Origin of the sequence: Chitinophaga pinensis (genome assembly GCF_007896845.1) — a bacterium.
Classification (GTDB): Bacteria; Bacteroidota; Bacteroidia; order Chitinophagales; family Chitinophagaceae; genus Chitinophaga; species Chitinophaga pinensis_C.
The window spans coordinates 14,724-36,400 of sequence record NZ_VOHS01000046.1; the positions used below are offsets into that span (position 1 = coordinate 14,724).

Sequence of the window (21,677 nt, forward strand, 5' to 3'; positions counted from 1 at the left end):
AAAGATGCTTGTAACAATGCAACGATTGCCCGTCAGGTGATCACCGTAACAGATACAACTGCTCCGGTAATCGATCCGGCGCCTGCTGATATCACCATCGGTTGCAGTGACGCTATTCCGGGTGCAGCCGCGCTCTATGCAGTGGACAACTGTGACGTGAACTTCCCTAAGAAAGTGACCATGGTACAGGATCCGTTCGTAGTAGACAAGTGTAACGGTTATACCATCGTAAGAAGATGGAACATTTCAGATGCCTGTGGTAATGCGGCTATTGAAAGAGTACAGACCATCACGGTGAATCCTTGTCCGAGACCGGAACTGGATCCGAACTTACCGGCGAACTGCTCTTCCAATACCAAATTTGCAGTGCTCTTAAAGAATAAAGTAAACAAGCCGAAATTCACCCTGATCAGCGTTATCCCGGCAACAGCTGTAGCAACACCGCTGACGCAAAACAGTAACGTATTCGATCTGAACGGTGCAACGCAGGCTACCTTCGCAGTAATCGACGGTAATACAGGTTGTTCTTCTGACACCGTCACCTACGATCTGCAGTATATAGAGAAACCAGTTGTAGACCTTGGCGCTGATGTCGCTGTATGTAACGGTGAATCTGTAACACTGGATGCCGGTACTGCAAATGCAGGTTATAATATCCGCTGGTCAACGGGTGAGACTACCCAGACCATCGTAACAAATACTCCGGGTACTTATCACGTTACAGTATTCAACGGTATCTGTGCAACAACTGATTCTGTGAAACTGAGCGTGAATAATCCACCGACCATCGATATGGCCGATACCACCATCTGCGAAGGCAGCACACTCCGACTGGATGCGACCACTTCCGGCGCAACCTATGTATGGAGTACTGGTGAAACAACGCCTTTTATCGATGTATATATGCAGGGTACTTATACCGTGGACGTAACACTGAATGGCTGTACCACCCACGACGAACTGGATGTAACGGTAGCAACTGCACCAAACATCACCCTGACAGACGATGTTGAAATCTGTCCGAATGAAACAGCGATGCTGACAGTAGATCCGGATGGTGGAAACGTACGCTGGAACAACGGTGAAGTAACCAATTCTATCGTAGTATCAAGACCGGGTGATTACTGGGTAGCTGTAAACCGCAGCAATTGCGTAGTAACGGACACCGTTAAAGTAGTCCTGAAGTCTCAGCTGGATATCAATATCGGACCTCAGCGTGATATCTGTGCCGGTGGTCGTGTAGTACTGGATGCTACCAATGCCGATGCAGTTTCTTACCTGTGGAACGATGGCGACACCAATCCGGTTAAAGAAGTAACCACTCCGGGCAGATACACTGTATCTGTAATGGATAGATTCTGTTCTGCGATCACTATGGATAGTGTGGACGTGGTAGTAGCTGGTATCCCTGCATTCGATCTGGGCCGCGATACCACCCTGTGTCTGGACAATGTGCTGAACCTGAAAATAGATGCAGGTGCAGGCAATCAGGTACGCTGGCAGGATGGTACTACAGGAAGTACCTATAAAGTGACCAGCACCGGTTATTATACAGTAACAGTATTCAACGATTGCGGTTCCGCATCCGACCAGATAGCGGTGACCTTCAAACCTTGCGAACCTGAACCGGGCTTACCAACCGCCTTTACACCAAATGGTGATGGTAAAAACGATGTATTCAGACCAGTTGTCAAAGGACCGATGTATGACTACGAGTTAAGCATCTATAATCGTTGGGGTACTCTGGTGTTCCGCACCGTTGAATCCAGACTTGGATGGGATGGTCGTTACCTTGGCGCACTCGTAGATAGCGGATCTTACATCTGGGTAATGGGTTATAGAGAGAAAGCAGCCGGTCCGAAGATCGTGCTGAAAGGACAGATCACGCTCCTGAGATAAGAAGAAGTGTAAAGTACAATAGGCAAAGGCGTCCCGGGTTGATCACGGGGCGCCTTTTTTTAATTAAGAATCAGGTTGGTTAGTGAATGTATTACCTTTACCGATTTACGATTGGCTATGGATAACAGAATGTTGTGGAATGAACGATATACAAAAGGATTACCTGCGCTGGAAATACCTGACCCCTTTTTTGTGAAAATGTACGAAGAGCATATCAGCAAAGCGTTCCCTGATGGGGGGATGGCTTTAGATCTGGCAGCAGGTACCGGCAGGCATACCTTATACCTCTCAGCAGAGAACTGGCAGGTCAGCGCAGTGGATATTTCAGATGTCGCGATGGAAAGACTGGCGGAGAAAGCGCCGGGGAATCTGGTGCAGACAACCTGTGTAGATCTGGGAGAATATTCCTTTCCCGTGGCTGCTTTTGACCTGATCGTACTGTATTATCACTTTGACCGGGCATTGTTTGGCACTGTGAGTGCCGCTCTGAAACCGGGTGGATTACTGATCAGTAAACAAGCGGTTGGGAAACCAACGAGTCCACATGCTTTACAGGAGCATGAGCTGCTGCGGCTGACGGAAGGACTGGAAAAGATCAGTTACGGGGAAAGACCGGTAAAGGAAAGGGGAGTAGCTGAATATCTGGGGCGTAAGCCTTTTTAAATAAGAAGCGGACGTCTTTTTAAGGACGTCCGCTTTCGTTTATTACTGATTGATTTTGAACTTCTCTGAAGCACCAATAGTAGTTTTGGTACAGGTCATACGGGCCAGACCATCTTCTGCTGACAGATAAGCGCCGTTATTCCCTCTGAAAGAAATCGTACCATCACTGTTGCTGATCCATTCAAACTGCTCCCATGGACCGATGGATGCACGGTTACAATTCACAGCTTGTGTGCCGTTTTCAGAACAAACATAATTATTCTGATTACGCAGCGCGATCCTGCCACCGCCTGCATCCACTACGGTAAACTGCTCCCATGACTGTGCCACGGTACGGTTACAGATCATCGGCTGTGTATTGCCTTCACTGCATACATACAGATTATTGAAGCCTTTAATGGTCACTGTCTGACCGATAGGGATCACTGTGCCACCGGGAATAGTAGGCGTAGGACGTACTGCTGTCAAAGCAATCTGTCCTTTCAGCATACGGCCACCGTCACCAGTGAGACGCAGGTAGTAGTCTGCAGAACAGGCCGTACCGTCTTCATCCAAAGTACGGAAACTGGAACCTGCCGGGATCTGGCTGATATTTTCAGCTGTCTTGGCAATCTGATTCCCCTCATTGTACTCATCAAACATAGAGATGTAAATACCCTGACATCCCAGTCTGATCATGTTATAGAACTGACGCCACATAAAATCTCCATGTGCACGCTGTCTTTCCTGCAGATCACCCGGTAATACGCATGGCTGATAATCAATACCGTTAGCATTACAATAGGCCTGATCAGGCGTATTGACGTTAGTATAGAAATTATCCGCGTCGTTAACATTACCAATACGACCTACCATCCATGGAGAAATCATATTCAGCGCTTTGTACGTGTTCAGGAATCCCGGTCTGGAATCGCTGGTTTCATTACGCCAGTGCGTAGGAATACCACCGATCACATAACAACCCTGACTCTTGAACCAGTTTATCACCTCCAGACAAACTGCCGCTGACCATGGGTGATTGTCGTCATTAAAGCCAAAACCCCAGATACATACCACCGGTTTGCCATTCTGGTAAGCATAGGCAGTTGAAGAGGTGTAAGTGGACATTTTGTTGGTCCAGTCAGTCTTGATTTCTGACTGCATGTTGGTCCAGCCACTGACATCATACATGATGTAGAACTTACGTCCATAAGTTTCTGCGGCCGTTTTCACCTTTGCGGTGATAGCATCCCTTACCGGACCTTCCTGTCCGTTAGGATTGAAACGCTGTAAAGCTGCAACGTCAATGTTGTTCTGTTGCATCCAGAGGAAATGCGTATTCACCGTCTGGTCAGAGAAGGAAGAGAACAGCTTTGCAGGTTGTCCGTTGTTGAGTGCCGGCCATGCAGTAGTGTAAGTGTTGCTGTAATCCCTTACATCCGGCCACGACTTGATACCATTGTTCGTTGCTGAGGGTAGCTGGCCCCAGTTCTGCGTCCAGTGCCACCACGCATTAATGGGAGAGCCATCTCCCGTACAGGCAAACCAGCCCTGATAGCCGACTGTAATTTTCCCTACCACATCTCCTACAGGAGATGCCTGGGCGTTTGCCAACATGTTCTTTGTGCCGGAGAGAGCATCAGCCTCCTGGAGGCTTTTTTTGGTACAACTGATAGCAAAGAGGATACTGATCGCTACGAGTACACGATTGCTGATTTTCATAGTATGTGTGTTTTGTTCGGAATTTACCGGTAATGGATCTGGAGAATGAGGGTTTTAAATCAGTAAATAAAAGTATATGGTTTCTGCGCGAACGATGGAATTATAGGATGCGTTACTTAAACGGCAACACGTTCCGGAATATTGCAGACAGCTGCAATATAATTTTTGATATCGCAAGAAGCGGGTTGAATGCGACTTCCGGCAGCTCTACCTTTGGTTTGTCAAAATTAGTTTATTATGCATCTCCGCTCGGAACCATCCATTCTTTACTTTGGTACACCGGTTGTATTGATCGGTACCTGTAATGAGAATGGCTCTTATAATCTCGCGCCTATGTCCTCCATTTTCTGGTTGGGATGGCGTTGTATGCTAGGCCTTTCAGCCGTATCCAAAACCACAGAAAACATCCTCCGTACAAAAGAATGTGTACTTAATCTGCCATCAGTAGCACAGGTAGCAGCTGTCAACCGGCTCGCCCGTACTACCGGCAGCGATCCCATACCCGCGGGCAAATTGCAGAAAGGATACAGATATGAACCTGATAAGTTTGAAACCGCCGGACTAACGCCCCTGACAGCAGATACTGTATCCGCTCCCAGAGTATCAGAATGTCCGGTACAGCTGGAAGCTATATTGGAAGGTACTTATGGACTGGCGCAGCACAGTGAAACACAAAGAGGCAAAATACTCACTCTGGAAATGCGTATTACAAGGGTACATCTGGACGAAAATATCCTGATGAAAGGACAGGAGAATAAGGTAGACCCCGATAAATGGCGTCCTCTGATAATGAGTTTTCAGGAGTTTTATGGTCTCGGAGATAAGCTGCACCCTTCCACGCTGGCAGAGATAGACGAGTCACTGTATCGGACACCGGACATAGCAGCGGGCAGGTAAGGCCCTGACTGACCGTTAACAGGCTGTATAAGGTTAATAGTAAAAAAAGAGCCCTGAGAACAGGGCTACACCAGATAAATTAACGTAAACAGATCATTTAGTGTTTTTGCCTCCTGTCGGAGGATATATCTTGCTGAATTCCTTTTTAGTAGTTAAATGCTGCCCAAAGGTAGCCCATCTGCACATGTCAGAAAATCACCTAAATCGGGGAGAAGGATCTCCTTTATTGAACTGCCCGGAGGGCGATATCAGACAATGCGTTGGTTAATAGCCAGCGCAACAGCCTCTGTTAAAGAAGCCACATGCAGCTTTTCGTAGATCTTTTTTACATGACTCCGTACTGTTTCGTAGCTGATATTCAGGTCACTGGCAATCATCTTGTAACTTTGCCCGTTAACAATACAGGTCAGCACCTCTTTTTCTCTGGCGGTCAGATTGTAACTGTCATTGTTCGGCTCCGGTTTCTGGACAGCACTTTTTTGCAAAAGGTTCAGTACACGACGGGCAATAGACGGACTCATTGGAGAACCACCTGTTTGCAGCTCCTGTATGGCGTCAATCAGTCTTGTGTTCAGGTGATTCTTCAGAATATACCCTGAAGCGCCTGCGCAGATGGAGTCAAATACCCTGTCATCATCCTCAAATACAGTCTGAATCAGGATCTGTACATGTGGCACTTCTTTTTTAAGCTGTTTGATGGCTTCAATACCACTGATTTCCGGCATTTCAATATCCATCAGTACAATGTCGGCACTACAGTTCAGTACATCGTTCACACAATTCCGGGCATCACTGAATACACCTACGACTTCGATGGAAGGAGCTGTATCCAGTAACAGCCTGATGCTGTTGCGAATGTTTTTGTTGTCGTCAAAAATGGCAACGCGTATACTCATTGTTTCGTTTTTTTGTTGTTACCCGGGTGACGTCAGGTAACCGGAAAGCTTAATTTTAAATATGTCCCTTTTAATGGTTCACTTTCTATACCCAGATCAGCGTTCATTTCGCTGGCCCGGTGCCGGATGTTACTAAGACCATTACCAGACAGTGTCAGCACATCCGGGCCTTTCACCGCATCATGATCAAATCCTATACCGTCATCTTCAATATCCAGTTCCAGCATGTTTTTCCGGTAGCTGATATTGACTTTGATAAAGCTGCAGGCTGCGTGTTTCAAGGCATTGTTGACAGCTTCTTTGAATATGAGATAAAAGTTCTTACGTTGGTTCATTGCCAGGTTCAGAGCTTCTATTTTCTGGTCACAGCTAAAGATGAACTGGATCTTTTTGGCAGTACACAGCGGTTTCGCATAAGATTCCATGCGTTTCACAATACTGCTGACATGATCATTCTTTGGATTGATCGCCCATACGATATCTGACATCTCCGAGATCATTTCATTGGCCGTATGGCCGATCGTGTTCAACAGCTCTTTCAGCTGTTCGGTCTTTTGCTGATCGTTGTATATTTTAGCTACCTCGCTGTAAACGGATATGCCGCTCAACGTAGAGCCTACACTATCATGCAGGTCCTGCGCAATCCCGTTCCTGATGGCATGTCTTTTCAGCAATTCATTGATCCGGTAACGGTACAGGAGGTAAATGGCGGCAGCAATAAATAGTGTACATAACAGGTAAAACCACCAGCGTGTCCAGAAAGGAGGGATGATGGTAATGTGTAATGCAGTTACCCTGTTGCCGAATACGCCTTTCCAGTTGCTGGCCTTGACTAAAAAGGTATAATCACCTCCTTTCAGGTTGGAGTAGTAAGCAAAATTCCGCTTCCCTACATTGTTCCATGTCTTGTCTACGCCTGCCAGCATGTAGGAGTACTGTATATTATCTCCGCTGAATTCCGGTGCCGAAAACTCGATGGAGAAATAGTTTTGTTTATAATCCAGTTCAATAGCCGGCTTTTGCAGCAGACCACTGTAAGAGTTATTGAAGATCTTAAAGTCAGTCAGGTATACCGGCGGTTCGGTATTGATCCGGGCGATATCCCCGGGCCGGAAGCTGAGGTAATAATTAGTGCCTCCTACATATATGTTCCCCTCATCATCCTTATACATATAACCATTGACCCCACCATCTTTTTTCAGCGCGGGCAGGTCATAACAGCTATATATTTTCGCGGCAGGGTCATATTTATGGATATGTCCGTTGCAGACCATCCACACATTCCCCTCTTTATCCGTCTGCAGGCCCTCCGTCAGATTACTTGATTCAGGGATATGCTGTACCTTCTGCGTATGCGCATTCAGGTAATTCAGTCCGCCACCATAAGTACTGATCCAGATATGCCCTGCCTGTCCCTCCAGTATATCATACACATCATCATTGCTGATATTGGTGAGGTATTTTACCTGTTGCCCGTCTTTCTGCGGCCAGTCGCCCAATCCATGCCGGGTAGTGGCCAGCCAGATGTTACCGCTGGCCGCCTTGTACATTTTACGGATCAGGTTATCCTTGATATTATATCTTTTTAATATTGCATGAACGGAATCGTTGCGGGTCACCCAGCTGTGATCTTTGAAGTCATAATAGCTGAGATAATGCCCGTAAGGTGACACAATCAAAACAGGGTGAGTACCCATGGTATCTTTTACAATAGACACGATCCTCGACGATATCAGCTTTTTCATTACAGGATCTCTTTCCGTATCCGGGAGGGTAGAGAGGGTCCGTCTTAATGTATCATATACAAAAAGCGTGTAATCAGTGCCGATATAAAAAGTGCCGTCGCTGTCCTGAAAGAATTTGGTCACGCTCAGGGCTTGTCCGTTCCAGCTTAATTGTCTGTGTTCAAAGGGGCCTTTGCCCGGAGGTTTGATAAATATCCCGTCATTGGTGCCTATCCACAGTCTGCCACCGGCATCTTTGTAAAAGTCATAGATGCTGATATCCTTACCGCTTCGCGGAAGAAAGACCTGTTTAAAAGGATAGTAGAGGGGATTATAATAGCTGATGCCATTATTCGTAGCCACCCATACGATATCATTTCTGTCGATATAGACATCATTGATATGGTCATTGATGATTGTACCATCTGCAAAGGGCTGGTGTTTATAATGAGAGAAATGACGCTGTGCAGGATCATAAACGATCAGACCGGAGTCCCGTCCGCCCATCCAGAGGCGATGATCCCTGTCTTCCGCAAATGCATTGATCTCATCGTTGGGAAAGGAATTTTTACCCGGTGTATAGCTGAAACTTTCTTCCCGTTGCTGTACATGGTCGTAGTGATATAATGCCTTGTCCCATGCGCCGTACCACATATCGTTATTGTGGTCACGGAATAACGCGGTAACAGATACGTGCGATAATTTTGCGTAAAGGTCATCATAACGTCTGTCCTCTGAATACTTCAGTGTACGCGCATTGATCTTCAGCAAGCCACCGCCTGCACGTCCTACCCATACACTATCCTTCGCGTCCATGCTCAATGAGAGAATGGCTGTGGTTCCTGTTTTCACCGGATGTGAAAACTCTCCCGTCTTTTTATTAAATCTTCTGGTACGATAGTTACCGGTACCTACCCACAGATAACCGTGCTGATCATCCACGATGGCATTCACATGATTCTCTGGAATACTCTTATCACTGCCTTCAGTGAAGCGGTATTGTCTGAATTGTTTATCGGGGGACTGGCGGTAGTCATATGCACTTAAACCTCCATCCTCTGTTGCAATCCAGATAATGCCATTCTCGTCTTCAAGCAGGTCGCTGATGATATTACCCGATATGCAGGCCGTATCGCCGGGAGTCTTTCTGAACACGGTAAAATACTTACCGTCGTATCTATTCAGTCCGTCCTCTGTGCCAAACCATATAAATCCCCTTTTGTCCTGCAGGATGCAGTTAACTTTATTGTGGGAAAGCCCGTTTTCAGTCCTTAGCGTATTGAAATAAGGCGTCTCTTGTTGTGCATTAATGGTTTGGGTTAACATGATGATCGTTACCAGTAATAGGTAAGCTTTTCTCATGATAGGTTCTTTCTCTGCTGATTTTGTTGCATCCTCAAAATTAAGCGTTTAATAATATTAAATTGTAACCTGCTGTTCATTTTTTAAGCTGTCTACGTTAATTTGTTATGCGTGTTACAACATGTGCTTTGATGTAAGCTTTATCAGTAACGGATTTCGTCGCATCTTTGTTACACAGAATCGTTTAATATTGAGTAGAATTTAATACAGAAAATGAGTAGTATCCTGATTGTTACATTGGAGATGGAAGAAGTGTATCAACGACAATTTAGTGATCTGCGGAGGAAATACTTCCCTGCGCATGCCAATTACCTTGATGCACATATTACATTATTCCATCACCTGCCTGCGGGTGAAAGTGCTATAACAGAGGGTTTGGAGAAGGCGGCACAAAGAGCGCCTATAGCGCTGAAAGTGGCAGGGATTGTACATTTTGGGAACGGGGTCGCTTACAGGCTGGAATCGGAAGCATTACAAGCATTACATGTGAATCTGCAACAGGCTTTTGAGCCATGGTTGATCCGGCAGGATAAACAGCCGCTCAGACCTCATATTACAGTACAGAATAAAGTGACGAACTTTAAAGCAAAGCAGTTACACGAAGTATTATCAGCAGAGTTCATACCTTTCGATATACAAACCACCGGTTTAAAAACATGGCGTTATCTGCATGGCCCATGGAAAGCTGAAAGGACTTTCCCGTTTATTACAACCTGAAAAGAATTACTTGATATAGTAGGTCGTTATTCTTTCTTTTGCTATCTGCAGAAGATGGTCAGACTATACTCAACTTACGTTAATGCTACGTTAAAAAGGTAGCATTAACGTAAGTTGAGTATAGTCTGACTATGGATTAGCCGATCAAATAGTGTATACAGACACCACTTATAGCTTATTTGTGTAATCCTTTTTTTCTGAGGTAAGCCAGCAGTTTCTCCGGATAATTCGTCTGAATGGCATTAGCATATTTTGCATCCTTCCGTAACTGGTCAAAACCGCCTGTCAGCTGCCTTTTCTTCCATATCATCATACTTTCCCAACGCATTTGTCCAGATCCTTGACCCATTACTGGTGATCTTTTGCATCAGACTGTCAGAATAGAAAGAATCGTCTATATGAATAGCGGGGAATTTGCCTTGTTTCTATACAGGAAATCAGTTCTTTCTCTGGAAGATGTTCTATGGTACTGGTATCAGTTTCTGAAATGAATTGTCTGAGGCTGTCAAGATGATGCTGGTAGGAACGTTGACTGGAAATGAGGTTCAATACTCTGTTACGGGTGCTTATGTACAAATAAGCGCCCAGAGATCCGTTAATCTGCAGGGAAGCGCCTTTGGTCCACAGATTGGCAAATACTTCCTGTACCACATCCTGTGCATCCGCATCATTGTCCAGCATACGACACGCATGCTGATAAAGAACAGCGGAAAAGCGCCTGTAGATCTCTCCGTAGGCCGCTGTGTCGCCATGCTGAAATTCCCGGAATAATTGGTTGTCATCCCATTCACTTACTTGGCCTGACATAAAGCAGCATCTTTGTTTACGTGGCTCAAAAGTAATAGGGTGGGCGGGAATTCTTATATTAAATAATTGTGAGCAGAGGTGAATGCATTGAAAAAATGCCTGCATAAGGCATGAACCTTATGCAGGCAATATGTAATAAACTAAACATTGGCCTGCAACATATCCAGCATTTTTTCCGCATGTGCATCTCCTTTCAGAAAGCCTCTGAAACTGGCTGCCACCTTTCCATCCAGTCCTATGAGGAAAGTTTCCCGGCCTGTCAGGAATAGTACGTTTTTAATACCGAATTGTTTTAGGACCTTGTTGCCCGGATCGCTCAGCAGGGTAAATGGCAAACGGTGATGTTCCTTGAAGGAACGGTGACTTTCCACGCTACCTGCATTGATACCGATCACGATGGCGCCGGCATCTGTAAAGTCGGCATAACTGTCCCGGAAGGAGCAGGCTTCTTTTGTACAGATACCGCTTTCATCTTTCGGATAGAAATAGATCACCAGTTTTTTCTTGCCGATATAGTCGCGTATATTGAATAGCTGACCGTTCTGATCCTGTAAACTGAAATCTGGGATATGATCGCCGGTAGTTAAAGTTTTTGTATTCGCCATTGCTGTGGTTTTACTGTGTTTGTAATTGATACAGCAAAACTACTGGCAGAAATGCAGAAACATTTTAACCCAGGTTAAAATCATTGTTTCGCCAGATAATTATCTATGGCTATACCGATTTCCTTTGTTTCAGGGGTTTCATTATCTGTGCCGTCTTCAAACCAGTGGTTGGCGCCTTCATTGTCCTGCTTCAGGAACAGAACAAGGGTTCTGCCGGGCAATGCTACCTTGAAACGATGTTTGTCGGCTTGTTCAATCGTCAATGGGCTGTTCTTGTGATCAATGGTGAAAGTATTCATGTGTGTCTGTTTTTATGATGAGTGGTACAATCATTATGCCTGTTTCATCTTACTATTCTGAGGGGGATGTATATTTGCAGGATATCTAAATACTACTTATGACCAGAATGCTAATCGCTTTGGTGCTGATGCTCGGTTATGCCGGCATGGCTTCAGCTCAGGAGCTGTATGTACCCCGTAACATTAAAAAGGCTTACGCTAATAAGACCAGATCCAGGAACGGGCAACCCGGGGAACGTTACTGGCAGAATAAAGGCCGCTATGATATTCAGCTGAAAGTGAACGCGCCGTCCGGCGTAGTATCCGGTCAGGAAAATATCCGTTATATCAATAACAGCCCTGATACACTGCGCAGTCTGGTGATCCGCCTGATCTGTAATCTGCATAAAGTAAATGCGCCCCGTTCCGGCTATGTCAGCAAAGATTTCCTGACTGAAGAAGGCGTGACGATCGATACATTTCTGGTGAATGGGGTCAATGTGCCTTTTGACAATGATATCGCCACTGTCGGTAATGTAAAACTACCGTCTGCGCTGAATGCCAAAGATAGTCTGAATCTGCATATCAGCTGGCATTACACCCTTTCTCAGCAGAGTGGCAGAGAAGGTAAAATAGACAGTACTACTTTCTTCCTCGCCTATGCTTATCCACGTGTTTCTGTATATGACGATTATAATGGCTGGGACCTGATCGAACATATGGACAGGGTAGAATTCTACAGCGATTTTAATGACTACAATGTGGCGGTGACCGTTCCTAAAAACTATGTAGTCTGGGGTACCGGTGTGTTGCAGAATGGCGCCGATGTATTACAGCCGGAGATTGCCAAAAGACTGAAAGACTCTTATACGGCTGACCAGCTGATGCATATCGCCAGCAAGGAGGAAATGAGCAATGGCAAGGTCACACAGCAGAAAGACTGGAATACATGGAAATTCTCAGCGTCTCACATCGCAGATGTTACATTTGGTACCAGCAACCATTATGTATGGGATGCGGCCAGCGTAGTGGTAGATAGCAGCACCGGCAGACGTACCAGCGTTCAGGCCGCCTACGATGATGCTGCCGAAGACTTTCACCATTCTGTGGATTTTTCCCGCTATGCGCTGGACTGGTTTTCCCGTAACTGGCCGGGTGTAGCATACCCTTTCCCTACAATGACTGCTTTTCAGGGTTTTGCAGATATGGAATATCCTATGATGGTGAATGATGCAACAGTAGGAAAGCAATTAGGCTTTGCCCAGCTGGTACAGGACCACGAAATCGCACATACGTATTTCCCGTTCTATATGGGTATTAATGAAAGCCGTTACGCTTTCATGGATGAAGGTTGGGCTACCACTTTTGAATACCTGATCGGTATCGCAGAAAAAGGCAAAGCGGCGGCAGATAAATTCTATCAGCTGTTCCGTGTAAGATCTTACATTAATGACGCTGCTGCAGAAGAAGATCAGCCGATCATTTCACAGTCTCACCAGTTAAGCGGTGTTGGTTATGGTAATAATGCCTATGGCAAGCCTTCTCTGGCTTATCTCGCGCTGAAAGATCTGCTGGGCGATCAGGTATTCCGTAAATCCCTGCACGCATATATGAATAGCTGGAATGGAAAACATCCGATGCCATGGGATTTCTTCAATTCCATTAATACTGCCTCCGGTCAGGACCTGAACTGGTTCTGGAATAACTGGTTCTTCAGCAATAATTATATTGACCTGCAACTGGCAGATGTAAAAACGAAGAAAGACAACGCAGAACTGACTATACTCAACAACGGCGGATTTGCTATTCCGTTTGACGTAGTAGTGACTTTTGAAGACGGTAGCAGCAAAACAGTACACCAGACGCCTGCTGTATGGAAAAATGGCAGCAAACGTATCACGGTGAATGTTCCTGTTAATAAAAATGTGGCTGCTGTAAAGCTGGATGGCATCATCTATATGGATTACACACCCGCAGATAATGAATGGAAAAAATAAGGACTATTCCAGTGAGGATTGATAGACCTTAGGCGTTGTGCCTTCTATCTTTCGGAATACTCTGATAAAATAATTCACATCGGTAAAGCCGCATAGCTTACTTACATCGTAGATGGAGCTTTGCGGCTTTGCCAATAATTCCTTTGCCAGTTTGATTCTCTCTTTGTTGACATATTCTACCGGTGTAATCCCAAACTGTTCCCTGAACCATTTGAAAAACAGATTCCTGCTGAGATACGCTTTTCTGCTCAGAGCATCCACCGCGATCTTTTCTGTCAGATGCTCCCTGATATAGTGTAGCACAAAATTCAGGCGATTGCCGTTGTTATCAGCTACACTTCCTTCTACAGCCTGTCCCAGCTGCTGACTTTGCAGAAGACGGATTAACAATTCTTTCAGCTGCAGATCCGCATAAATGTTTTTAGATTTATCCTCACTGGTACAGATACGGATCAGTTTATTGATGAGTTCTGTAATTTCATGATTGTTCTCGAAATGGTACTGATGGAAGGAAAGCTGCCAGTTCTGTTTGCCCTCTCCGCTATTGTAGTAATTATTGAGATATTCCACTGTTTCGCGGATATATATATCATCAATGGCAAGGGCAATACATTGCGTCGGATTTGCTGCGGTGGCCTCCGGGAAATCAATGATCATTGTTTCCTGTGGTGGTACAATGACAGTTTCTCCCGGCAGGTAATCAAAAGAAGGTTTATCGGAGAGGTGCATCACCTTTTTACCCCTTATCATACTGGTGATGACCAGATCATTAAAGGTAAGTGGTACATGATATGCCTGCTCATAACTCTCGAAAATATTCAGTTCACAATTGCGCAGATTGAATACACGTCTGTTCTCCACTAACGTCTGTAACTCACGTGGAACGGTGAGGTCTATTTTCTGCAAATAATTTTTTATCTGCATAAGAGTAATCTGTTTACTATTAACAAGTTAACCAAATTTCCCGCCTTCTCAAAATTAAGGTACGATCGTGCTATAAATAAGTACGAAAATATCTGCGTCTTCTGCTTAGTTCATGATCTTAGCAGTATTATTTCATGTTAAACCAAATTCCACTATTATGAGCATTGCAACATCTGCTGCCCCTTCAACCCTGGCAGCACGTCCTGAATTCAAACCCAGATATGATCATTTCATTAACGGTGAATGGGCGCCACCATCCAGCGGTGAATATTTCGATAACATTTCCCCGATTGATGGTAAAGTATTTACACAGGCTGCGAGGGGGAATGCTGCGGATATTGACAAAGCCATCGATGCAGCACACGCTGCCTTCACTACATGGGGTAAAACAGCGGCTTCTTACCGCAGTAATCTCCTGCTCAAAATCGCACAGATTGTGGAAGACAACCTCGATTACCTTGCCGTTGTTGAAACCATCGATAATGGTAAGCCCATCAGAGAAACCAAAGCGGCCGATCTGCCACTGGTAGTTGACCACTTCCGCTATTTTGCCGGTGTTATCCGTAGTGAAGAGGGGACCATCAGCGAACACGATGAAACTACTGTCAGCATCAATCTGCACGAGCCGATCGGTGTTGTCGGACAGATCATCCCGTGGAACTTCCCGCTCCTCATGGCTACCTGGAAGATTGCACCCGCACTGGCTGCTGGTTGCTGCGTTGTAGTAAAACCTGCCGAACAGACACCAACCAGTATTATGGTGCTGATGGAACTCATCGGTCAGGTATTGCCAAAGGGAGTATTGAATATCGTAACAGGTTTTGGTGTGGAAGCAGGTAAACCATTAGCCTCTTCTCCCAAAGTGCAGAAAGTGGCATTTACAGGCGAAACAACCACCGGTAGACTGATCATGCAATATGCGTCAGAAAACCTGATCCCTGTCACCATGGAACTGGGTGGTAAAAGTCCGAACATTTTCTTTGAAAGCGTGGCCGACGCAGACGATGACTTTTTGATAAAGCAGTGGAAGGAGCGGTATTATTTGCCCTCAATCAGGGCGAAGTATGTACCTGTCCCAGCCGTATCCTCGTACACGAGCATATCTATGACCGCTTCATGGAACGCGTGATCCAGCGTACAAAAGCCATTAAAATGGGTAATCCTCTGGATGCGACCGTCATGATGGGCGCTCAGGCCTCCGAAGATCAATACCAGAAGATCCTCAGTTATCTGGATATTGGCAAACAGGAAGGCGCAGAGGTTCTGACAGGTGGTGAAGCCTTCCGTCAGAACAGCGGTCTCGAAAATGGCTATTATGTACAACCGACCCTGCTGAAGGGCAACAACAAAATGAGGGTATTTCAGGAAGAAATATTCGGTCCTGTAGCCTGTGTAACGACATTCAAAACAACAGAAGAGGCCATCGCAATCGCCAATGATACCCTGTATGGTCTGGGCGCTGGTGTATGGACCAGAGATGCGCATGAACTGTATCAGGTGCCCCGCGCCATCAATGCGGGCAGAGTATGGGTAAACTGCTACCATGCTTATCCGGCACACGCACCTTTCGGTGGGTATAAGAAATCAGGTTTTGGCAGAGAAACGCATAAAATGATGCTGAATCACTACCGTCAAACTAAAAACATGCTGATTTCTTATGGCAAACAGAAATTAGGTTTCTTTTAATAGTCGAAATCAACTAATTAGAAATCAGAGAATCAGGAAGCTCAATACGGCGAATATCAGAGAGAAAGGCTCCTATTATGCTTAAAAAAGATGCAATACTTGACTCGCAGGTCCTGAATACTGATTCCCGGCATTTTGTTCCTGATTTCTGATTCGTAATTCCTAATTCCTAATTGATATTCATGACCGCTCGAATCATAGCAACAGAGCAAGCCATATCCTTGATCAATGAGCTCCGTCACACACATGGCCCCCTTATGTTTCATCAGAGTGGGGGCTGTTGTGACGGATCTCAACCAATGTGCTTTCCGGAGGGGGAATTTAAAGTAGGCGCATCGGATGTATGCCTTGGCGAAATCGCCGGGTGTAAATTTTATATGAGTGCGGACCAGTTTAACTACTGGAAACACACCCAACTGATGCTGGACGTCATCAGAGGGCGTGGAAGTAGCTTTTCACTGGAAATTCCACTGGGTGTCAGGTTTCATACCCGTTCCCGGGTATTTACTGACGCAGAAATAGCAGAATTAGAGGGCACTTAGCCGAAAAGCATAAAAGACGTTTTATGGGACAGGGGACTTCTCAAAACGGATGGCTTTCAGGTCAAATCCTCCCGATTCGGCGGATAAGCGGAGGGTTTGGCGGCCATTCTTTAAAGGAATGTTATTGAGCGTATAAGTCTGCCACGCGCCATTTGTGTTCTCTTTCGCAGGGATCACCGTTACTTTTCCAATAGGTTTACCATCAATGCTCAACGCCAGTTTACCGGGTGTCTTACCGGGAGCTGCTATAAATGAAATGCTGTATTTGCCCTTTAGCAGTACAGACACCGTATATTTCATCCACTCACCGGTAGCAATATCCGTTACATAATACGTATCTCTTTCTGCAGAATCAGCAACAATGTCAATACCGTCGTTACGGTAGGTTCTTCCACGGTTACCGCCGGTCCATGTAGGATTTGAAGTGCGATAATTGGCAGTATCGGTATCAAAATAAGCGGCACGAAGTGCTCCCAGATCATAATCCACGGCTTTGATTTCGCCTTTATTATTGATATTGTTTGCTTTAAACGGAAGCGTTTTGTCACTAAACGGCTGGCGGATCATCGCATCAATCACATCACGGTGCAGGACATTATGATTGATATTCGCAGATCTGGCTACCTCCATCAGTCCCTCATAAGCAACATCTGCAGATGGCGCACTGCCTTTACCACTTATATAGTTAATAACACGCATGTAGTTGTCGTTTGCCCTGATCTCCAGTGGATTATTAGCACCCAGTTTCTTCAGAGGCCACCATGACCAACCAATATTGTTCTTTTCAAACAAACGGATTGCTTCGGTGAACCAGACGTTTGAGTTTTCACCGGTTTCACCCAGCCATACCGGAATGTTGTATTGCTGGCGGAAGTTAAGAATGTGCTGTATCGACTTCGTATCATTCAGGTTCCAATATTTGTGGAAACTCAATACCATGTTTTTATCCCATGGTGGCAGGATACCGTTATAATTATTCCCCCAGCCATTTCCCTCAATAATGATAATATGACGGTCATCTACTGAACGGATAGCGCGGGTAATGTCCTGCATCAGCTTCTTCAGAGGCACATTGTTTTGCTCTTTCAGACCGTTCTTATCGCTGTCCGGATCCTCAAAACCATAGTTTGGTTCATTCAGGATGTCATAGGCACCGATATAAGGCTCATTCCGATAGCGCTCTGCCAGTTTTTTCCAGAGGGCGACGGTCTTCAGACGATCGGGCTCACTTTCCCAAAGAGAAGGTTTAGCACCATCCCTGTCTGAGATATTCAGATCGTTTCCTTGTCCGCCCGGTGCTGCATGCAGATCTAGGATCAGGTACATATGATTGGCCTTGCACCATGACAGCAGACTGTCCGTCAAGGTAAACCCTTTTTCCAGCCAGGTGTTTTGTCCGGCTACAGGTTCTTTATCAACCGGCAACGTGTACAGATTAAAGTGCATGGGCAAACGAACGGAATTAAATCCCCACGCTTTCAGAGAGTCGATATCTGCCTTCGTGGTATGATTGTCCAGCCAGGCATCATAAAATTCCTGTGTTTTCTCCGGACCGATCAGTCTTTCAATACCTGCACGGATCTTGTGTTGCTGGCCTTCGCCATTTACGCTGAGCATGTAACCTTCCTGCAACATCCAGCCTCCTAATCCGATACCCCGCAACAGTACATTTTCTCCTTTTTCATTCACAATTTTGGAACCCTGGGTTGCAAGAAATCCCTGACTCCAGCCCTGCAATGGTTTGAGGGACATGGATGATAGTAATAATAACGTGACGCTTTTAAATAGTTTCATAACAATGTATTATGACGAATAAAATTGACGAGGGAGAAAATAAGCATTTATAGGAAAAGATGGAAGGAGTTTAGTGAGCAAAGCTCCGGCGTTCCAGTAGCCAGCCGATCGCCAGTCCGAGTAAACAACCTACGAAATAACAGATACAGTCGCTGAGGGCAAAATCATAACCTAGTATCAGTCCGAATGGGAAGGTTCTTCTCAATTCCACGATCCACGGGCTTTATATAGCTGTTGCAATTCAATGGCAATGCAGGCAAGATAACTGATAATCCCGATTTTCAACAATTCCGTAACCGGGAAGAGAAAACGCAAAAGGAAAAACAGGCAGGTAGCATATAGTATATCACCACCATATACACTTATGATGGACGGAAAATAGCCGGGATAACGCCGGGTGGCCAGGCCTAATGGGATTGTCAGTAAAAATAGCATGAAATAAAGGAGGACTTTCCTTGTTTTGATAGGGCTCATGCAGCCAAAGATAGGAAAGATTATAACGTTTCGGCCCTCATCTCTGCGACGGAACGGAGATATGCTGTAGGCGTCAGACCAGTTATTTTCTTGAAATACTGGTTAAAGGAAGATTTCGCTTTGAAACCGCAATCAAAAGCGAGCGTCAGTACATTTACAGGAAGTGCTTTGCTGCTCATAAACTGCATCTGCTGGATAGCCCGCTCAATACGCATCTCATTGATAAACTGATAAAAGCTTTTGGAGGCATAGGAGTTGAGTGCTTCAGAAAGGTGGTATTTACTGATACCGACTGCGCCGGCCAGTTTATCCATATTCAGATCGGCATCTGTAAATATCCGGGTCTTTTGCAGGTGTTGCTCCAGTTTATACATGATCTCGCGATGCTCAGTAGTTGTCAGTTGGGTTCTGCGAACAGCCGGAGACTGTACAGAGATGCCTTCATCGGTGTTTATCAGCAAAGTTGTTTTCTCTGCGGATATCTCCTGTGGTATTTGTACTGCTGTAATGAGTACCGGCAATGGATCCATCACTGTTGCTTCCGCTTCTGTAAGGAACAGACTTGTGTTTTCAGCCCGAACGGGTTCAGGAGCTGCATGCGCAGTAATGGTAATGGCAGCAGTTTCCTTATTAAGGGAATAGGTTGTAATTGCAGGAACTACCGCAACATATTATACCGGATAATAATAAAACACAATACCAGCAGTATCGAATAGATGATATCCCTGCAAAAGATCAGATCCTTATCTTCTGCCCAATTCAATGCCCGTATACCCTGAAACAGCAGAGAAATGGCTGTGATAGCCAGCAGACAGTAAGAGATCCATTCTATCAGCTGTTGTTCCTGTGGTTTATGTTGCAGATATCGCCGGGCAACATTGAGTGCCAGCAAAGGAAAGAAGGCGCCTGCTGCCAGCATACTCCAGGTGGAGGTTTGATTATACACCTGCAGGGCGGCATATCCTGCCTGTAGCGAAAATTCGAGCACGCATATAACCGTCAGGTAGCCGATAGCCCCTAATATAAACGGAATGAACACGTACCAGCGCGAAGCGGGAATGAATGACTCGTCTTTGTTTTTGAGCGCATACAGATAGAGCAGTGGCCCATAACAAAAACCGATGAAAGTGTTCATCTGGAATCGGATATGTGCATCACTGACAACAGTATAGATGTAGAATTTCGTTGCCAGATGAGCGGCAATGCATAACAGCAGCAAAATGAGCAAAGCATCTGCTTTACTTTTCAATCTGTTCGTCCATAGTAATAGAACGGCTGTAAATGCCTGAAAGGTCCCTATTGCAATAACATAGATCATAGTGTGCCCGTGTTGCTAAAATAGAAAAGCAATGTTATCACAATGTTATCTTGATGAAAATCAGGTAAATAACAAGTGGGTTGTTTCGACCGTATTTATCAACTGAAATCCTCGTTTTTATCCATTGCCAAATCATTCCGTAACGATTTCTTAACCTCGTTTAAATATTTGATTGTCAATCTTTGTGCGTACGTCTCGGCTGAAAAGAACGTCCATAGGTAGCATTCGTTGCATACGGTCGCCCAGACATCCGGGATAGGGCAATTTTGTGGAAAATCATACGACATGTATTTTCTTTTAAGCAGAAAACAACACAGGTAATATCGCCGGCAAGACTGTTATTATTGTCTGCCATGGTATTACCGGCGGTGTTTGCAAATGCACAGACAATTAAAGGAACAGTGTCAGGTAAAGAAGGACAATTACCTGGTGCGTCAGTACAAAGCCCTGCTACAAAACAAGGCACATCTACTGACCTGAATGGCAGCTTTACCCTAAACACACATACAACAGGCAAAGTGAAGGTGTTGATATCCTATATAGGACACACCCCCAAAGAAATAGAATTGGATATCAAAACCGGTATCAACGATGCAGGCGTGATTATACTGACACCTGCAGAAGGACAATTAGGGGAGGTGCTGGTAAAAGGTACGATGGCCCCTTCCCAGATCAAGGCCTTGAGTATCAAAAAAACTCTCTGGCTATTATGGATGTGATCGCGGCAGATGCTATCGGTAAACTGCCGGATCGTAATGCCGCAGAAGCGGTACAACGTGTGCAGGGTGTAGCGGTAGCCCGTTATCATGGGGAAGCGGATGCAGCCACTGTACGCGGTACGCCTTTCGCCTGGACTTCTACCATGTTCAATGGTAGTCGTCTGCCGAGCGCTAACGTAACCGGTGGCCGTAATTCTGTCCTTGACGCAGTACCTTCTGAAATGATCCAGTACGTACAGGTTGCCAAAGCCCTGACGCCAGATATGGAAGGAGACGCTATCGGAGGCAGTATCAATTTTATTACCGTACCGCTCCTGCAAAAAGACAATTGAATGTCAGCGCCGCAGGTGGTTACAATACCTTTCACAAATGGTACCTATAACGGTTCTGTTGTTTATGGCGACCGTTTCTTTAAAGGTAAACTGGGTGTGATGCTAGCGGTGCTATCTGGGACAGGCAATGGGGTACCGATTCTTATGATATCGCGTACAATACCGGTCTGACCGATCCTACCCAACAGAAATCCATCAGCACGGTCATGCTAAAAAGGTACATGGGTCGTCGCCAGACTTATGGCGGTAATGTGGGACTGGAATATACATTCAATACCAGCAATAAGATCTATTTCCGCGGATTGATGGATAAGTTCAACGATATCCGTCCTGTGTATGAAT

At 45.4% G+C, this 21,677-nt stretch carries 23 protein-coding genes; 10 read left to right on the forward strand and 13 right to left on the reverse strand.

Going from position 1 to position 21,677, the window contains the following annotated elements; genetic code table 11:
* The first annotated feature begins 36 nt into the window (after positions 1 to 36).
* Together FEF09_RS25625 and FEF09_RS25630 are read left to right on the forward strand one after the other, a co-directional pair.
* Positions 37 to 1,899: a gliding motility-associated C-terminal domain-containing protein gene (locus tag FEF09_RS25625; RefSeq protein ID WP_146307753.1), complete on the forward strand. Its 1,863-nt coding sequence runs from the start codon at positions 37 to 39 to the stop codon at positions 1,897 to 1,899.
* 117 nt (positions 1,900 to 2,016) lie between these two features.
* Positions 2,017 to 2,562 carry a class I SAM-dependent methyltransferase gene (locus FEF09_RS25630; RefSeq protein WP_146307754.1) on the forward strand — a complete coding sequence of 182 codons (546 nt, stop codon included), beginning with the start codon at positions 2,017 to 2,019 and terminating at the stop codon, positions 2,560 to 2,562.
* Between the two features lie 42 nt (positions 2,563 to 2,604).
* Here the strand turns inward: FEF09_RS25630 and FEF09_RS25635 are convergent, their stop codons facing one another.
* Positions 2,605 to 4,263: a lectin gene (locus tag FEF09_RS25635; RefSeq protein WP_146307755.1), complete on the reverse strand. Its 1,659-nt coding sequence runs from the start codon at positions 4,261 to 4,263 to the stop codon at positions 2,605 to 2,607.
* A 237-nt stretch (positions 4,264 to 4,500) separates the two neighbouring features.
* Between FEF09_RS25635 and FEF09_RS25640 the strand changes: the two genes are divergently transcribed.
* On the forward strand, positions 4,501 to 5,160 hold the full coding sequence (locus tag FEF09_RS25640) for a flavin reductase family protein (protein ID WP_146307756.1): 660 nt from the start codon (positions 4,501 to 4,503) through the stop codon (positions 5,158 to 5,160).
* Between the two features lie 248 nt (positions 5,161 to 5,408).
* On the opposite strand, the gene FEF09_RS25645 is transcribed toward FEF09_RS25640, so the two are convergent.
* Together FEF09_RS25645 and FEF09_RS25650 are read right to left on the reverse strand one after the other, a co-directional pair.
* The gene (locus FEF09_RS25645) at positions 5,409 to 6,056 is read right to left on the reverse strand and encodes a response regulator (RefSeq protein WP_012791789.1); all 648 of its coding nucleotides are present in this window, start codon (positions 6,054 to 6,056) and stop codon (positions 5,409 to 5,411) included.
* A gap of 32 nt (positions 6,057 to 6,088) precedes the next feature.
* A complete protein-coding gene (locus FEF09_RS25650; RefSeq protein WP_146307757.1) occupies positions 6,089 to 9,142 on the reverse strand; it encodes a two-component regulator propeller domain-containing protein in 3,054 nt (1,017 codons plus the stop codon).
* 213 nt (positions 9,143 to 9,355) lie between these two features.
* On the opposite strand from FEF09_RS25650, the gene FEF09_RS25655 reads away from it, so the two are divergent.
* The gene (locus FEF09_RS25655) at positions 9,356 to 9,859 is read left to right on the forward strand and encodes a 2'-5' RNA ligase family protein (protein WP_146307758.1); all 504 of its coding nucleotides are present in this window, start codon (positions 9,356 to 9,358) and stop codon (positions 9,857 to 9,859) included.
* Between the two features lie 175 nt (positions 9,860 to 10,034).
* Here FEF09_RS25655 and FEF09_RS30995 read toward each other — a convergent pair whose 3' ends face one another.
* The 4 genes from FEF09_RS30995 to FEF09_RS25670 form a co-directional block, all read right to left on the reverse strand.
* The gene (locus tag FEF09_RS30995; RefSeq protein WP_186774526.1) at positions 10,035 to 10,208 is read right to left on the reverse strand and encodes a hypothetical protein; all 174 of its coding nucleotides are present in this window, start codon (positions 10,206 to 10,208) and stop codon (positions 10,035 to 10,037) included.
* Between the two features lie 26 nt (positions 10,209 to 10,234).
* Positions 10,235 to 10,666 (reverse strand): RNA polymerase sigma factor, encoded by a 432-nt coding sequence (locus FEF09_RS25660; RefSeq protein ID WP_186774527.1) that lies wholly within the window; start codon positions 10,664 to 10,666, stop codon positions 10,235 to 10,237.
* 140 nt (positions 10,667 to 10,806) lie between these two features.
* Positions 10,807 to 11,271 carry a peroxiredoxin gene (locus FEF09_RS25665; protein WP_146307760.1) on the reverse strand — a complete coding sequence of 155 codons (465 nt, stop codon included), beginning with the start codon at positions 11,269 to 11,271 and terminating at the stop codon, positions 10,807 to 10,809.
* 80 nt (positions 11,272 to 11,351) lie between these two features.
* Positions 11,352 to 11,570, reverse strand: coding sequence for a hypothetical protein (locus tag FEF09_RS25670; RefSeq protein WP_146307761.1), 219 nt, complete (start codon positions 11,568 to 11,570; stop codon positions 11,352 to 11,354).
* Positions 11,571 to 11,668: 98 nt separating this feature from the next.
* Between FEF09_RS25670 and FEF09_RS25675 the strand changes: the two genes are divergently transcribed.
* Entirely contained in the window at positions 11,669 to 13,546 is a 1,878-nt protein-coding gene (locus FEF09_RS25675) for a M1 family metallopeptidase (RefSeq protein ID WP_146307762.1), read from the forward strand.
* Positions 13,547 to 13,549: 3 nt separating this feature from the next.
* On the opposite strand, the gene FEF09_RS25680 is transcribed toward FEF09_RS25675, so the two are convergent.
* The gene (locus FEF09_RS25680; RefSeq protein WP_146307763.1) at positions 13,550 to 14,470 is read right to left on the reverse strand and encodes an AraC family transcriptional regulator; all 921 of its coding nucleotides are present in this window, start codon (positions 14,468 to 14,470) and stop codon (positions 13,550 to 13,552) included.
* Positions 14,471 to 14,627: 157 nt separating this feature from the next.
* Here FEF09_RS25680 and FEF09_RS34570 point away from each other — a divergent pair, with 157 nt between their 5' ends.
* From FEF09_RS34570 to FEF09_RS25690, 3 genes are all read left to right on the forward strand, one after another.
* Positions 14,628 to 15,599 carry an aldehyde dehydrogenase family protein gene (locus tag FEF09_RS34570; RefSeq protein ID WP_315898189.1) on the forward strand — a complete coding sequence of 324 codons (972 nt, stop codon included), beginning with the start codon at positions 14,628 to 14,630 and terminating at the stop codon, positions 15,597 to 15,599.
* Entirely contained in the window at positions 15,494 to 16,156 is a 663-nt protein-coding gene (locus FEF09_RS34575; RefSeq protein ID WP_315898190.1) for an aldehyde dehydrogenase family protein, read from the forward strand. Before FEF09_RS34570 ends, FEF09_RS34575 begins: the two co-directional genes overlap by 106 nt.
* A 182-nt stretch (positions 16,157 to 16,338) precedes the next feature.
* A complete protein-coding gene (locus FEF09_RS25690; protein ID WP_146307764.1) occupies positions 16,339 to 16,698 on the forward strand; it encodes a DUF779 domain-containing protein in 360 nt (119 codons plus the stop codon).
* Positions 16,699 to 16,719: 21 nt separating this feature from the next.
* On the opposite strand, the gene FEF09_RS25695 is transcribed toward FEF09_RS25690, so the two are convergent.
* The 5 genes from FEF09_RS25695 to FEF09_RS25715 form a co-directional block, all read right to left on the reverse strand.
* Positions 16,720 to 18,492: a cellulase family glycosylhydrolase gene (locus FEF09_RS25695; RefSeq protein ID WP_146307765.1), complete on the reverse strand. Its 1,773-nt coding sequence runs from the start codon at positions 18,490 to 18,492 to the stop codon at positions 16,720 to 16,722.
* A 70-nt stretch (positions 18,493 to 18,562) separates the two neighbouring features.
* Complete coding sequence (locus FEF09_RS25700) at positions 18,563 to 18,703, reverse strand: hypothetical protein (RefSeq protein ID WP_186774528.1); 141 nt, start codon at positions 18,701 to 18,703, stop codon at positions 18,563 to 18,565.
* Positions 18,694 to 18,966 (reverse strand): DUF2809 domain-containing protein, encoded by a 273-nt coding sequence (locus FEF09_RS35010; RefSeq protein ID WP_146307767.1) that lies wholly within the window; start codon positions 18,964 to 18,966, stop codon positions 18,694 to 18,696. The genes FEF09_RS25700 and FEF09_RS35010 overlap by 10 nt, the downstream gene beginning before the upstream one ends.
* A gap of 20 nt (positions 18,967 to 18,986) precedes the next feature.
* Positions 18,987 to 19,496: a helix-turn-helix domain-containing protein gene (locus FEF09_RS25710; RefSeq protein WP_261387780.1), complete on the reverse strand. Its 510-nt coding sequence runs from the start codon at positions 19,494 to 19,496 to the stop codon at positions 18,987 to 18,989.
* Between the two features lie 128 nt (positions 19,497 to 19,624).
* On the reverse strand, positions 19,625 to 20,284 hold the full coding sequence (locus tag FEF09_RS25715) for a hypothetical protein (protein WP_146307769.1): 660 nt from the start codon (positions 20,282 to 20,284) through the stop codon (positions 19,625 to 19,627).
* A gap of 266 nt (positions 20,285 to 20,550) precedes the next feature.
* Between FEF09_RS25715 and FEF09_RS31950 the strand changes: the two genes are divergently transcribed.
* Together FEF09_RS31950 and FEF09_RS31955 are read left to right on the forward strand one after the other, a co-directional pair.
* Positions 20,551 to 21,003, forward strand: a complete 453-nt coding sequence (locus FEF09_RS31950) for a carboxypeptidase-like regulatory domain-containing protein (protein ID WP_222597144.1) — start codon at positions 20,551 to 20,553, stop codon at positions 21,001 to 21,003.
* A complete protein-coding gene (locus tag FEF09_RS31955) occupies positions 20,994 to 21,335 on the forward strand; it encodes a TonB-dependent receptor plug domain-containing protein (protein ID WP_222597146.1) in 342 nt (113 codons plus the stop codon). Before FEF09_RS31950 ends, FEF09_RS31955 begins: the two co-directional genes overlap by 10 nt.
* Positions 21,336 to 21,677 lie beyond the last annotated feature (342 nt).

What these genes read in the sequence shown, in the direction of transcription:
- FEF09_RS25630 (WP_146307754.1), top strand. Translation starts at nt 2,017, where the DNA reads ATGGATAACAGAATGTTGTGGAATGAACGATATACAAAAGGATTACCT.
- FEF09_RS25635 (WP_146307755.1), bottom strand. Translation starts at nt 4,263, where the DNA reads ATGAAAATCAGCAATCGTGTACTCGTAGCGATCAGTATCCTCTTTGCT.
- FEF09_RS25640 (WP_146307756.1), top strand. Translation starts at nt 4,501, where the DNA reads ATGCATCTCCGCTCGGAACCATCCATTCTTTACTTTGGTACACCGGTT.
- FEF09_RS25645 (WP_012791789.1), bottom strand. Translation starts at nt 6,056, where the DNA reads ATGAGTATACGCGTTGCCATTTTTGACGACAACAAAAACATTCGCAAC.
- FEF09_RS25650 (WP_146307757.1), bottom strand. Translation starts at nt 9,142, where the DNA reads ATGAGAAAAGCTTACCTATTACTGGTAACGATCATCATGTTAACCCAA.
- FEF09_RS25655 (WP_146307758.1), top strand. Translation starts at nt 9,356, where the DNA reads ATGAGTAGTATCCTGATTGTTACATTGGAGATGGAAGAAGTGTATCAA.
- FEF09_RS30995 (WP_186774526.1), bottom strand. Translation starts at nt 10,208, where the DNA reads ATGGGTCAAGGATCTGGACAAATGCGTTGGGAAAGTATGATGATATGG.
- FEF09_RS25660 (WP_186774527.1), bottom strand. Translation starts at nt 10,666, where the DNA reads ATGTCAGGCCAAGTAAGTGAATGGGATGACAACCAATTATTCCGGGAA.
- FEF09_RS25665 (WP_146307760.1), bottom strand. Translation starts at nt 11,271, where the DNA reads ATGGCGAATACAAAAACTTTAACTACCGGCGATCATATCCCAGATTTC.
- FEF09_RS25670 (WP_146307761.1), bottom strand. Translation starts at nt 11,570, where the DNA reads ATGAATACTTTCACCATTGATCACAAGAACAGCCCATTGACGATTGAA.
- FEF09_RS25675 (WP_146307762.1), top strand. Translation starts at nt 11,669, where the DNA reads ATGACCAGAATGCTAATCGCTTTGGTGCTGATGCTCGGTTATGCCGGC.
- FEF09_RS25680 (WP_146307763.1), bottom strand. Translation starts at nt 14,470, where the DNA reads ATGCAGATAAAAAATTATTTGCAGAAAATAGACCTCACCGTTCCACGT.
- FEF09_RS34570 (WP_315898189.1), top strand. Translation starts at nt 14,628, where the DNA reads ATGAGCATTGCAACATCTGCTGCCCCTTCAACCCTGGCAGCACGTCCT.
- FEF09_RS25690 (WP_146307764.1), top strand. Translation starts at nt 16,339, where the DNA reads ATGACCGCTCGAATCATAGCAACAGAGCAAGCCATATCCTTGATCAAT.
- FEF09_RS25695 (WP_146307765.1), bottom strand. Translation starts at nt 18,492, where the DNA reads ATGAAACTATTTAAAAGCGTCACGTTATTATTACTATCATCCATGTCC.
- FEF09_RS35010 (WP_146307767.1), bottom strand. Translation starts at nt 18,966, where the DNA reads ATGAGCCCTATCAAAACAAGGAAAGTCCTCCTTTATTTCATGCTATTT.
- FEF09_RS25710 (WP_261387780.1), bottom strand. Translation starts at nt 19,496, where the DNA reads ATGGATCCATTGCCGGTACTCATTACAGCAGTACAAATACCACAGGAG.
- FEF09_RS25715 (WP_146307769.1), bottom strand. Translation starts at nt 20,284, where the DNA reads ATGATCTATGTTATTGCAATAGGGACCTTTCAGGCATTTACAGCCGTT.
- FEF09_RS31955 (WP_222597146.1), top strand. Translation starts at nt 20,994, where the DNA reads ATGGATGTGATCGCGGCAGATGCTATCGGTAAACTGCCGGATCGTAAT.